Genomic DNA, 13,078 nt, shown 5'->3' with positions numbered 1-13,078 from the left:
TCCTTTCTTTTATTTGATTTTCTTCAAGAGTTCCAGAGCTTTCTCGGCGGCCTTTTCTGTAACCTTCTGTTTGATAGAATCTTTGTTTGCAGTGGTTGCAGAGTCGAGTCCCAGCTTTTCTCCTAATTTACTGATTGCTTCGTTGGCTACGGCTTCCACAGCTTGGTTTGCCATACTCTTGGTGTCGACACTGACCTTAGGAGAAGTGAATGAACCACCGATCTTTAAGTCGAGGGTCATCATTTTAGATATATTGCCGGCAGAGGCAGGAAGTTTGATTTTACCCGTATAGTCGATAGTCTGGTCAAGTCCTGTGCTACCGGAGAGATTCAGATTGTAGTCGCCCATCTTGATATCGAACGGCTGGGTTTCCACTCGTCCGTCTTTGATGGTGAAGTCCAGCGTCATATCCTTCACTTTCATCTCTTTCAGACTCGGCTGCTTGATGGCATCGGCTATCTGGTCAATCGCTTTCACGCCGCTTAGGCTGAGGTCGCGGGTAGACAGGCTGCCGTCTCCTTGCATGGTATCCAGTACCGGACTCATTGTGGCATCCAGATCAGTCAGTACGTTGATACTTCCGGAGAAGTTTCCTTTCAGGCTTTCGAAGATAGGAGCCAGTTGTTGTACCATGTCCAGTTCTTTGTAAGCTTGTGAGAAACTGAGGTTGGTCAGTTTGAACCCGGCTTTCATTTCCGGCTTCTTGGCGTTGGCGGTAGAATAATAACCGTTCATCACCACATTGCCACCCATAGTGCTCATAGAAAGATTCTTCATGTCCACTTTTCCGTCTTTCACCACAAGTTTACCATTCATATTGTTGAATGTCATCTTGTCAAATAATACTTGCTTCAGGTTGGCATCCATCTGGAAATCGATGTTCTTAGGAACTTCAACGATACCGGTAACAGTAGTGGAGTCTGTAGTTGCAGCGTCGGCAGTTGCAGTACTGTCTGCAGAAGCCGTCATGAAATCATTCAGATTAAAATAATTGGAATGAATGTTCAGCGTTCCTTTCAGCGTAGTACCTTTCAGGACGTAGCCGATATAATTTTCGAAACGACTGTCGGCGGTAATGTCATTCTTGCCGATGTTGACGGTTGTTTCACTTAGCTGCAGATACTTCGGAGTGAAGGTAAAGAGCGATTTCTTGATATCCACATCCGGCATATCCTGCATTTTCAGTTTCATATTGGTCAGGCCGATCGTTCCGGATGCTTTCATATTGTCATATTGCTCTTTTTCTATATAAGAAAGGCGTCCGGCCATCTGCATATCGGCATTGATGGTACCATTCAGTTCCATATCCCCCAGTGGATATACTTGTTTGATCATTCCCAGATCGAGTACTCCCTTTGCTTCAGCCTTGAAGTCAGGATCGCTGACCGGGGTTTTCACATCTGCAATCAAACTGAACGGATTGCCTGCCAGACGGAAACTGAACGGATTGATCTTGATAGTGGTCAGATCGATGTTTCCACCCGGATTCTGAACATTGGCACTGACATTGATCTGGTCGACTCCTGCCGGTAATGCCGGATAACGGAACATGGCGTTCTTGACTTGCATATCGATGTTGAAGGCAGGAACGGTGTCACCTTGTAGCATACCCTTTGCCGATGCGGTAAGAGTGGCGGTTCCGTCAGTTTTCAGGCTGGAGAATTCGGTTGCGTAGATAGCAGGAATCAACGAAAGAATTTCTTTGAATCCTACGTCATTCGTGTTCAGTTTCAGATCCATGTCGATCGCAGGATCTTTCAGTTCTACCCAGCCGTCGATACCTGCCTGGATAGCGTTGAGGCGGATAACATTATCTTTCAAAGTATACTTGTTGTTGGCAAGATCGGCATCCACATCCATTTTGGCGGAGATATTGGCATTTGCGATGAATGGAATTCCATTCATCTTATAAGTCAGTGATTTAGTTTCAGCCTCTAATTTCAGAGTCGTGCGGTCACTGCCTAAATCTCCGGCACAAAGCGCATTGAAATCACGGATGTCAGCATACATTTTTCCTTGTTGATCATCATAGATCAGATTCATGTTCTTGATAACGAAACGTTGCAGCTTAATTTTGAAAGGAGAAGCTTCTTCTTCCGTGGCAGGTGTTTCCTGTGTAGCTGCTGTATCGGGTTTCATGATATCCCAGTTGGCACGTCCGTCCGGCAGAACGATGGCATGCAGGCGGGTATCTTCTATGAATACTTTGGAAATGTCATAGCCGCTGTCTCCGAAAAGAGAGAACAGATTGATGGTGGCGGTTACTTCTCCGGCTTGTACAAGCGTGTCATTGGCGAATTCTCCTGCACCTTTCAGCCAAAAATCTTCGAGAGTGACAGAAGCCTGTGGGAAGTTACGGAACAGGCTAATGTTAAGTTTCTTAAAGTCAAATTGTGCATTAAGCATCTTATTGCCTTCCGTTTTTACAATACCTGCTATCTTTCCCTGGAAGGCGAAAGGAAGGAGGAGCATCAGAATGATAATTACTCCTACGATGATAGCTGCGATTTTCAAACCTTTTTTCATTTGCTTTTCTTTTAAGAGTTTGACGTACATACGAAGGCAAAGTTAATAAAAAGTTTTTGATGTAAAGTGATATTCAGCAACTTTCACAATCGGAAGGCTTCTGAAGCATTTTGAGTGGGGAAAGAACTGTATCTTTTCCGAAAGGGATGTTTGTACTTATTTATGACTTCTTCTTTCTGAGTTCTTCCGCTATTCTCCATTGTATGGCGGCTTCTACCTCTTTTCCGGTTTTCAGCAGGGCGTCACCAAAAAGTTCATGTGCGCCGGCATGTTCAGGTTTCAGGCTGGTTGCCTTGTCCAGATCGGCTATGGCTCCTTCGGTATTTTCCAGTTTTAGTCTGAGTTTGCCACGGTTGTATACCGCTTTAAAGTTTGCCGGGTGGAGGCTGACAGCCGTATTGAAACAGTTTTCCGCATCAAAATACTCCTTGCTGTTGAGCAGGGTGATTCCTTTTCGTATCCAGGCGTCTATATAGTTAGGATCGAGACTAAGCGCCTTATCGTAATTGGCTATGGCGGCACGGGCGTCGTGAGCTTGGGTGATACACTCATTTCCCATCAACAGGTATTCGTGTGCATATTGTCGCAGACGTTCCTGTTGTTCCCGCATTTGTTCTTTCAGTTTTTTGTTCTGTTCCTGCAAAGTATTGATAATACCAAGTTTCCGGCGGATTAAACGGCGGGGAACAGGTTTTTCTATATCATAACGGGAGTGGATGGCGCGGAAGAATTGTTCCAGGCACTCTTCCATATCCCCTTTATCGAATGCACGTGCGGCAGCAGCGTATTGAACATCCGCTTGCGCCTGTTTTAGTGCCTTGTCAATAGCTTGCCGGTCGTTGAACCGTCCGGCAAAGTTTACAATCTCCGGTCGTACAAAGATATCTGCCCGGTGGATAGGCTTTTTGAGCTGGATACCATCCAGTGAGGTACAGCGGCTGAGGGCTACATACGCCTGTCCGCCGGCAAACACCCCTCCTGTGAAGTCAATGACTACACGGCTGAAAGTCAGTCCCTGACTCTTGTGAACGGTAATGGCCCAAGCCAGCCGGATAGGGTATTGTGTGAAACTGCCTAGGACTTCTTCTTCAATCTCTTTCGTCTTTTCGTTGTAGCGATAGCGGATGTTACGCCATGATTCCCGTTTTACATCACATTCTTTGCCGTCATCGGTGATGACGTATATCGTTTCTTCTTCCTCGTCGATACCGGCGATCACTCCGATAGTGCCGTTTACCCATCGGCGGTCGAAATCATTCTTGATAAAGATGATTTGAGCACCCGTTTTTAAGACGAGTTCTTGTGAGGTTGGCAGACTGCTTTCAGGGAAATCTCCTTCAATGTTTCCCTCAAAAGTGATCGGATCACCCGCAAGTTCAGCCAGTTTCTTTTCATTGATCGAATCGACTGTATCCCTTCGGGTGGCAAGTGTGATGTACATATCGGCTTCCGATTCCTCTATATGACTTCCGTATCGGGTGTTCAGCAGCTGAAGATCAGCGGCTCCGGCAGTGTTGGTACGGATATGGTCGAGAACGCTGACAAAAACGGGGTCAGTCTGTCGGTACACTTTCTGAAGTTCGATGGATACCAGGTCGATCTGGCTGAATACTTTTGCAGAGAAGAAGTACGGAGTAGGGTAGGCACGGTTCAGAATCTCCCGCTCATCGTTTTTAACTACAGGTTCCAGCTGGAAAACATCACCTACCAATAATAACTGTTTTCCGCCGAAAGGTTCCCGTAAGTTATGAGAATATACGCGTAAAATACGGTCGATAGCATCAATGATGTCCGCCCGTACCATCGAGATTTCGTCTATGATGACCAGTTCTATTTGTTCCAACAGCTTCCGGTGCGGTTTGGTATACTTGAAGAACTCATGGATGCGTCCTCTCTGAAGACTTAAGTTCGGATCATCCGGCAGTAACGGATAGAAAGGGAGTTTAAAGAAACTGTGCATTGTACTCCCTCCGGCATTGATGGCGGCAATACCGGTAGGTGCGAGTACAACATGTTTCTTTCTGGTATGTTCGCAGACGTAACGTAGGAATGTAGATTTACCTGTACCCGCTTTTCCGGTCAGGAAAACCGACTGGCGGGTATATTGGATAAGGTTCAGGGCGTCCTGAAAAGCTGCGTTATTAATGTCTACGCTCATAAAACTTGTGACGGATAGGCAGAGATACCGACCGGATAAATAAAATTAGATAATACCGAAATGTTTCATAGCCTTACTGATGCCGTCCTCATCAATGGGGGCTGTCACATAATCAGCTGCGGCTTTTACATTCTCTTTGGCCTGTCCCATGGCAACCCCGATAGCTGCATGACGAAGCATGCTGATATCATTTCCTCCGTCGCCGAATGACATCGTTTCTTCCAGCCTGATACCGAAATACCGGATTATTTCGTCAATGCCTTTCTGTTTGGTGTCGCCTTTGGCTGTGACATCCGCGAAGGCCGGATACCAGCGTCCTATTTCACACGTCGGTATAGAGGGAAGCACCTCTTTTTCTTCTTCTTCCGTGATGAAAGGAGTCATCTGGATTACTTCTTTATTGCTTGCTTCTTCAAACGAAACCGTTGGGATGACATTGACATGCAGGAAGTCATAAAAGATCTTCTTCACCATCTCATTCGGCTGACAAACAGAGATGTTGTGTTCCTCCACGAAGATGCAGGGTACTCCTTTCTTTTCGCAGAAAGCAGCCATTGCCTTTACTTCTTCCTGCGGAATGGCACTTTTGTAAATCACCTCTTCTCCGACAAAGCAATAGGCCCCGTTCATGGTTATATATCCATCGATAAGGTTCCGGTCCTGCAATTCGGAAAGATTGTTGATAATCGCTTTCGGACGTCCGGTAGCGATAAATATTTTAAGCCCTTTTGCGTGGGCGGCTTCTAATGCCTCAATAGTAGAAGACGGGATACGATGTGTTTCGAAACTAACCAGCGTTCCGTCTATATCAAAAAATAAAGCTTTCGTCATAGATTCCTTTTTGAATTGAGTACAAATGTACTATTTTTGTAGGAGTAAAACGAATATATACTTGAATATTATGATAAAACACATGTTGGTTTCCCTCTTGCTGTTGCAGCTATGTATCTCTTCTTATGCCCAGATAGAAAGGACACGTGAGTTTGTGAACTTCGATAAGGGAGGAGCATTTGTCCACTGTTTTTTTCAGGACGAGAAAGGCGTTATATGGATGGGGACTTCCAACGGATTGAGTATGTTTGATGGTCAGAAAGTATGCAGACACAAGGTGCTGGATGGCAGTGACGTTTTAAAAGGAACTTTCATTTATTGTACGCTGAAACAAGATGATGTCCATTTTTATTTGGGAACAGAAAAAGGACTTTATTTGCTGGATCTGAAGTCAGATACGTGTCAGTTGCTTTCTTCTCCCACTATGTCCATAAGAGCCATTGAGCAGATGAATGACTCGGTCATTCTGTTGGGCACATTGAACGGTCTCATTAAATATGATACCGGGCGGAATACGTTTCAGCCCGTCGATAAAATACCTCAATTGCCTACTAATCCGATTGTCAGGCTGGACAAAAGTCGCTTCCTTATTGCCAACTATCAAGGGCTGTACCTTTATGATGAATCCGCAGATACTTATGAATATTTGTCTGTGCCTTCCGAAGAATCTTCTTTAATACTTTCATTAGAAGTCGATTCCGCTAACCGGTGGGTATGGATAGGCAGGGAGAACGGACTGTGGAAATATGATATTTCGTCGGGGAAGTTTACCCGCATCACACCGTTCCCCCATACTCCTGTTAAGAATATGCACATCAGTGCTGATGGCTTGTTGTGGCTGGGTACGGACAATGGATTGTATATCTATGATGAAAGTTTGAATCGTTATGAGCATGCGGTTCATAGTTCTCAGAATACGAAATCACTGGTAAACAATATAATATGGCATATTTTTGAGGACAGGGATGGGAATATATGGCTGGGTACAGGATCGGGCATTTCTCTGTATTACAATTCGCATATGGTGGAAACGTACTCATGGGATAGTCTGGTAAGGTCTGACGAAGGCAATGATATTTATTGCATCTACAGGGATTCCCTCGATAATTATTGGTGGGGAGGAAGCAATGGGTTGTGTTATTATAATCCGGCTAAGAACAAATCATTATGGTTCAAGATGAACCGGGGTAAATATTCCATCAGTCATAATCGTATCCGGCATATTTACGAAGATTGGGACAAGGATTTATGGATTGCCACCGATGGTGGAATAAACAGATTTGACTATGCGACGGAAACCTTTGAGAATTATCAGATAGCAGATTCTACACATACCCGGAATGCAAACTGGACTTACTATATCAATGGCGATAATCATAGTAATTTATATCTGGTAGCTTATTGCGGAGGAGTTTTCGTAGTCAATAAAGAGAAACTGCTTTCCCAAAAAGGAAAACTGTATGTGGCAGATGAGAATTATTATCATCACTCGGGAGAGAATAGCCTGCATAATGCCGAATGCCTGTTGGCCTACAATGGCAAGAAAGGGATGGAGATGGCTCTGCAGTATTCTCCCGATGTGATCATTGCGGACATTATGATGCCTGTAATGAACGGGGTAGAGATGGTAAAGCAACTGAAGGCGAACCTGACGACATCTACTATCCCTGTAATCATGCTGACGGCAAAAGATGACAAGAAGACCGAATATAATCTGTTGTCACTGGGAATCGAGGCATTTATCTCCAAGCCTTTTGATATCAAAGAGCTGGTAGCGCATATCGATAGGATTCTCCGTAATAAGTACCGGTTAGTGCGTAAACTGAAAGAGGAAGGCATTTCTTTGGAAACAGATACGGTAATCACAGAATCTCCGGATGAGAAGTTCCTGACTTACATAACGGAGGTCATTGAGCAAAATCTTTCAAACTCCGATTTGAATGTAACCAGACTGTCAGAACTGTCAGGTTATCATTCAAAACAGATTTATCGCCGTGTCAAACAACTGACCGGCTATACCACAGTTGAATATATAAAAGGTATACGGATGAAAAAGGCTGCGATGCTTCTTGCCAAGAAACAGTTTATGATTTCGGAAGTCATGTATATGGTCGGCTTTTCCGACTCTTCTTATTTCTCCAAATGCTTTGTGGAGAAATACGGAAAAACTCCCAGACAATACATGGAAAATATGTAAGGATGGGCTTTTGTCTGAAAAGTACCCTTGGCTGTCCATTTCCTTTTGTCTTTTTTCATTTTGTTTTGCTATCCGTTCATTTTCTCCTCTTCGGGGGAGTTATTTAGGCATACCTTTGTGATGTAACTAAAAATGACGTATTATGAATTTTCGATTATCCCGATTGCTACTGCTTTGCATAAGCTTGTTAATGAGTACGTATGTATGGTCGCAAAAAGACTATACAGTTGTTTTGCCAAAGGAATCTCCACTGATAGAAGGACATTTGAAACAGGGGACTCACCTTTCTCCTTCCGGTCATTCCTTCTCTTTGAACAACCTGTATTATCTGAAAGACGGGCAACCCTGGTATCCTGTAATGGGTGAGATTCATTACGGTCGTGTTCCCCGTGCCGACTGGGAAGAATCCATCCTGAAAATGAAAGCATCCGGGGTAACTGTCATAGCGACTTACGTCTTCTGGAACTATCATGAAGAAAAGGAGAATACGTATATTTGGGAAGGTAATAAGGATTTGCGTCATTTTCTGGAACTATGTCATCAGCATGGCATGTATGTGTGGCTGCGAATCGGACCGTGGTGTCATGGTGAGGTTCGTTACGGTGGTTTTCCCGATTGGCTGATGGGCATTGAGGGAGGAGTGCGTAAAGATAATCCGGTTTATCTGAAACATGTGGAGCGGTTTTTCAATGAAATAGGCAAACAGGCGGAAGGAATGTACTTTAAGAATGAAGGTCCCGTCATCGGCTTGCAGATCGAGAACGAATATCGTTTTGATAGCAGAACGCGGTTAAATCATATGCTGAACCTGAAGCGGATAGCCATACAATCCGGCATGGATGTTCCTTATTATACAGCTACCGGCTGGCCTAAGTCGGATTTGAAGCAGACCGAGCTGATTCCTGTCTGGGGAGGATATCCCGAAGCTCCCTGGAGTTCAAAAGTCACCGAACTGGCTTTGTCACGAAATTACTTGTTCAGTTCCTGGGCTAGTGATCCTGCTGTGGGCGCCGATTTGCTGGGCGAGCAGGAAAATACGACGTCCAAAGGACTTCAATATCCTTATAGCACAGCCGAGATGGGAGGAGGAAATCAGATCACTTACCATCGCCGTCCTGTGATCGCTGCCAAAGATGTGGTAGCCCAGAGTTATGTCAAAGTAGGTTCGGGAGCTAATATGATGGGATATTATATGTATCATGGCGGCTCCAATCCCATAGGCAAATACAGCACGCTGCAAGAATCGAAAGCAACCAAATACCCCAACGACTATCCGATTATCAATTACGATTTTAATGCACCGATAGGTGAGTGGGGGCAATTGAATGAATCATATTACGATCTGAAAACTCTGCATGCCTTCCTGAATGATTTCGGACCGCACCTGGCAACTACAGTGACTACTTTCCCCGACAAACGTCCGTTGAAACCGGGTGACAATGAAACGTTGAGAATGAGCGTGAGCAGTCATGGAAATAGCGGTTATGTTTTTATCAATAACTATCAGCGTTTGCTGGAAATGAAGGATTTAAGTGATATTCGTATCCGTATTCAGCAGCAAGGCGGTACAGAATTGCTTTTCCCGCCACTGAACATCGCATCCGGCGAGCAACTGATTATGCCTTTCAATATAGACATTAACGGGCATTTACTGCATTATGCAACGGTTCAGCCACTCTATATTCTGAAAAACAAGGTGCCGACTTACGTGTTTCTTTCTCATCCGGCCACTGCTTCAGAGCTGGTTTTCTCTGCCGGTCAGTTGAAGAAAGTGATGATGGATGGTCGTCCGGTAAAGAATACAGGCGATAAATACCTCTTGAAGTGCGGACAGGAAAAAGAACATCTGATCGTGTTGTCGGCAGTGAATGGCAGGCAGACTAAAATTCTGCTGCTGACTCAGGAGCAAGCCCGTAGGAGCTGGAAGATACAGAAAGGGAATGAAGATCTCTTATGTATCACTTCTTCGCAGGTCATTCCTTCTTCGGAAGAAATAACCGTTCGCAATGTCGACAGGAATCAATTTGAAATGCAGATATATCCGGCGGACAGCCGCTGGAAAGTCCGGGAGGGAATCAGTGTGAAGAAACGTAAGCAGGGAGAATTTCAAGTCATTCGTTTTGAAGTTCCGGCAGTTCCCTTACAGGTCTCTTGCCGGAAAGAGCAGAACCCGGACTCTTATGTTCCGCAGCAACCGGTTTATCCTGAAGACAACAGATTGAAAGAAACTCCTGAGTCTTGTCCGGGACCTCAGTATTTTGTGAATTTCAAGCCTGTCCCCTCATCATTGTATTATGCGGTTAGTGTTCCTCAGTTGCCTGTTTCCGTGAAAAATGCCTATTTGATGATAGACTATACGGGAGATACCGGAGCTCTGTATAATAAAGGTGCATTGATAGCCGATGATTACTATTGGGGAGGTCCTATGATGTTTGACACCGGCAGAATGAAGCGGCAGGGCAGTCAGGAATATTTATTGCAGATAATTCCCTTTGCACCGGAAGTGAATATTTATCTGGACCCATCTGTCAGAAAGAAGTTAGAGTTATCTTCGCAAGGGATACGCATAGCTCCGGTATATGATGTGAAATTTGACATAACAAAGTAAGACATGAAACGAATCTTAAGACCTTCCGATTGAGGGGTAAGGGAGTATCAGAAACGAGACAAATTTGACAGACCGGCAGGATAGAAAACGTCTGTTACAGAGTTTTAAGATACAAACTCAGAGTTTTTGTGTACTTTTGCTTCAAGATACATAAAAACTTATGCAGTATGAACTATAATTTTGATGAAATAATAGACCGTAACGGTACGGATTCCGTAAAATGGGATGCCGTACAAGGACGTTGGGGACGTAATGATTTGATTCCGATGTGGGTGGCCGATATGGATTTTCGTACGGCTCCTTTTGTTATCGAGGCTTTAAAGAAACGTCTCGATCATGAAGTGTTGGGGTATACCTTTGCTTGCAAAGAGTGGGCGGAATCCATTGTCAACTGGCTGAAAGAACGGCATGGCTGGGAGATTCGTGAAGAAATGCTGACGTTTACTCCCGGTATTGTCCGTGGACTGGCTTTTGCTATCCATTGCTTCACGGAGAAAGGAGATAAAGTGATGGTGCTGCCTCCTGTGTACCATCCTTTCTTCCTGGTGACGCAGAAGAATGAACGTGAAGTGGTATTCAGTCCGCTGGTGCTGAAAGAGGGACAATATCATATTGATTTTGACCGTTTCCGTAAAGATGTACAAGGATGTAAACTGCTTATTCTAAGCAATCCCCATAATCCGGGCGGACGGGTATGGACGAAAGAGGAATTGTCACAGATTGCTGATATCTGCTACGAAAGCGGTACCTTGGTGATTTCTGACGAGATTCATGCCGACTTGACTTTACCTCCTTACAAGCATCCTGCCTTTGCCTTGATTTCGGAGAAAGCGCGAATGAATTCACTTGTATTTATGTCTCCGAGCAAGGCATTTAATATGCCCGGACTGGCAAGCTCTTATGCAATCATCGAGAATGACGAGCTTCGTCACCGGTTTCAGGTATATATGGAAGCTGGCGAGTTTAGCGAAGGACACTTGTTTGCTTATCTCAGTGTAGCGGCGGCGTACAGTCATGGTACTGAATGGCTGGATCAGGTCATAGCTTATATAAAAGCAAATATTGACTTTACCGAAAATTATCTGAAGGAACATATTCCTGCCATCAGAATGATCCGTCCGCAAGCATCTTACCTTATCTTTTTGGATTGCCGCGAACTGGGATTGAATCAGAAAGAACTGAACAACCTGTTTGTGGAAGATGCTCATTTAGCTTTGAATGAAGGAACGACTTTCGGCAAAGAGGGTGAAGGATTTATGCGGTTGAATATCGCTTGTCCACGTGCTACGCTGGAGAAAGCTTTGAAGCAACTGGAGCAGGCGGTCAACAATAGATAGCAGTATTGCTGAATGTCTCGCATAAACCTAATTATAATTATTATGTAGTAGAAACATGGTGTTTCTGCTGCATAATCTTTATTTTAGCAAATATAGACTTCGATTCCTGACAAATACCTCACAAAAATATGCAGACACTCCACTGCCTGACTACGGAGAAGGGCGATAATGTATTTGATAACCATTTTAACTTATAACGATTATGCGGATATTTTTCCTGATATTTATACTTGCCTATGTAGGAGGCAATGTCTACATATTTATCCGTGCTTTACAGATGCTCTCCGGTTTCTCACTGGGGATGAAGGTGCTGCTGTCTGTCATCTACTGGCTGGTAGCGTTCTCGCTGGTAATCGCTATGCTGACCCGTCACATTGATATGCCTGTTCTATTGTCGAAATCCATGTTTCACATCGGTTCGGTATGGCTGGTATTTACCTTGTATATGATTTTTGCTTTGTTGATAGCCGATGTGACGAAGTTGTTTGTACCATCGCTGAATCACGGTTTCTATTATGCGTTGGGAGTTACTTGCTGTCTGCTTATCCAGCGGATTATCTTTGTGAGGACCTCCTTTCAGAATAGGGACGAATAGCGATATGGCAGTATTCCAACTAAATCAGATGGCAAAATAGTACTCACCAAAGTTTCAATATCGGAAAATATAACTATATTTGTGGCGTATCTCTGCAAAGGAGCTACGCTTTTTTATTTTGGGGATAGCGTATTTATTATCTGTTTCGCAAATCTGGTAAATTTGAAGCTCGCAGATAATAAGTAACCATTCTCCACGTCTCTGTTGTATATATATATGTTATATGCCTCATGGGTGTGGAGCTATTGCTTATTATTCGAGTACGGCCCTACCAGAGCCAGCGAGGGGTAATGTGGTAATAGTTTCCACGCTTTTCTTTTGAAAGCGTGCGGAAATACACACAAATAAAAAAACAAATAATTATGGATGACCCTACTTGTTCCGGTACCTGCTTGATGAAGACTGATTTGCAGAACACCACCGATAAACTTGCCTTTCTTAAAGACAACTGGCCCAGTTTTGGACAAATTGAAAGTATTGATGAGTCGTCAAAACAGGATCTTAATTGCACACTTTGTTTCCTTAATGTCCTTATTGATGAGTTTGTAGATGATGCATCACCCTGCTCGGATCGTGTTATGGCCCGTTTGGTATTGACACGGGAATATGTTCAGAATGCTATAGAAATCATAAAATTGAAAGAATTACAAACAGAACAAACGAAGTCGAATGAAGAGGAAATCGGTTGAACTTAACTCTGTTTCAACTAATTTATCTCTCCCAATAGATTTAATATGAGTTTTGCTCCCATGCTCTCACTATTCGTCTGTATCCTCCTGTTCATCGGTATTACAGTGATGAGAGCGAATGTGGTAGCAGAGTGAGA

The 13,078-nt window shown here is 44.0% G+C and carries 8 protein-coding genes; 5 read left to right on the top strand and 3 right to left on the bottom strand.

What is annotated here, in order from left to right; genetic code table 11:
• Positions 1-9 precede the first annotated feature (9 nt).
• The 3 genes from HMPREF2794_RS20685 to HMPREF2794_RS20675 form a co-directional block, all read right to left on the bottom strand.
• Entirely contained in the window at positions 10-2,526 is a 2,517-nt protein-coding gene (locus tag HMPREF2794_RS20685) for an AsmA family protein (RefSeq protein ID WP_055268614.1), read from the bottom strand.
• A gap of 160 nt (positions 2,527-2,686) precedes the next feature.
• Entirely contained in the window at positions 2,687-4,684 is a 1,998-nt protein-coding gene (locus tag HMPREF2794_RS20680) for a tetratricopeptide repeat protein (protein ID WP_070752522.1), read from the bottom strand.
• A gap of 45 nt (positions 4,685-4,729) precedes the next feature.
• Positions 4,730-5,515: a Cof-type HAD-IIB family hydrolase gene (locus HMPREF2794_RS20675; protein ID WP_070752520.1), complete on the bottom strand. Its 786-nt coding sequence runs from the start codon at positions 5,513-5,515 to the stop codon at positions 4,730-4,732.
• A gap of 70 nt (positions 5,516-5,585) precedes the next feature.
• Here HMPREF2794_RS20675 and HMPREF2794_RS30000 point away from each other — a divergent pair, with 70 nt between their 5' ends.
• The 5 genes from HMPREF2794_RS30000 (at position 5,586) to HMPREF2794_RS20650 (ending at position 12,941) form a co-directional block, all read left to right on the top strand.
• On the top strand, positions 5,586-7,712 hold the full coding sequence (locus HMPREF2794_RS30000) for a hybrid sensor histidine kinase/response regulator transcription factor (protein ID WP_168166621.1): 2,127 nt from the start codon (positions 5,586-5,588) through the stop codon (positions 7,710-7,712).
• A 142-nt stretch (positions 7,713-7,854) separates the two neighbouring features.
• A complete protein-coding gene (locus HMPREF2794_RS20665) occupies positions 7,855-10,320 on the top strand; it encodes a beta-galactosidase (protein WP_240052953.1) in 2,466 nt (821 codons plus the stop codon).
• 167 nt (positions 10,321-10,487) lie between these two features.
• Positions 10,488-11,657 (top strand): MalY/PatB family protein, encoded by a 1,170-nt coding sequence (locus tag HMPREF2794_RS20660; protein ID WP_055268624.1) that lies wholly within the window; start codon positions 10,488-10,490, stop codon positions 11,655-11,657.
• Between the two features lie 202 nt (positions 11,658-11,859).
• Positions 11,860-12,252: a hypothetical protein gene (locus HMPREF2794_RS20655; protein WP_240052952.1), complete on the top strand. Its 393-nt coding sequence runs from the start codon at positions 11,860-11,862 to the stop codon at positions 12,250-12,252.
• A gap of 362 nt (positions 12,253-12,614) precedes the next feature.
• Positions 12,615-12,941, top strand: a complete 327-nt coding sequence (locus HMPREF2794_RS20650) for a hypothetical protein (protein ID WP_010536727.1) — start codon at positions 12,615-12,617, stop codon at positions 12,939-12,941.
• Positions 12,942-13,078: the final 137 nt, after the last annotated feature.

Origin of the sequence: Bacteroides sp. HMSC067B03 (assembly GCF_001811315.1) — a bacterium.
Classification (GTDB): domain Bacteria; phylum Bacteroidota; class Bacteroidia; order Bacteroidales; family Bacteroidaceae; genus Bacteroides; species Bacteroides faecis.
The sequence above is the reverse complement of the archived record's forward strand: the minus strand, read 5'-3'. Positions and strand labels throughout refer to the sequence as shown.

Bases quoted from the DNA above. Each gene is read 5' to 3' on its own strand.
- HMPREF2794_RS20685 (WP_055268614.1), bottom strand. From the start codon at position 2,526: ATGAAAAAAGGTTTGAAAATCGCAGCTATCATCGTAGGAGTAATTATC.
- HMPREF2794_RS20680 (WP_070752522.1), bottom strand. From the start codon at position 4,684: ATGAGCGTAGACATTAATAACGCAGCTTTTCAGGACGCCCTGAACCTT.
- HMPREF2794_RS20675 (WP_070752520.1), bottom strand. From the start codon at position 5,515: ATGACGAAAGCTTTATTTTTTGATATAGACGGAACGCTGGTTAGTTTC.
- HMPREF2794_RS30000 (WP_168166621.1), top strand. From the start codon at position 5,586: ATGATAAAACACATGTTGGTTTCCCTCTTGCTGTTGCAGCTATGTATC.
- HMPREF2794_RS20665 (WP_240052953.1), top strand. From the start codon at position 7,855: ATGAATTTTCGATTATCCCGATTGCTACTGCTTTGCATAAGCTTGTTA.
- HMPREF2794_RS20660 (WP_055268624.1), top strand. From the start codon at position 10,488: ATGAACTATAATTTTGATGAAATAATAGACCGTAACGGTACGGATTCC.
- HMPREF2794_RS20655 (WP_240052952.1), top strand. From the start codon at position 11,860: ATGCGGATATTTTTCCTGATATTTATACTTGCCTATGTAGGAGGCAAT.
- HMPREF2794_RS20650 (WP_010536727.1), top strand. From the start codon at position 12,615: ATGGATGACCCTACTTGTTCCGGTACCTGCTTGATGAAGACTGATTTG.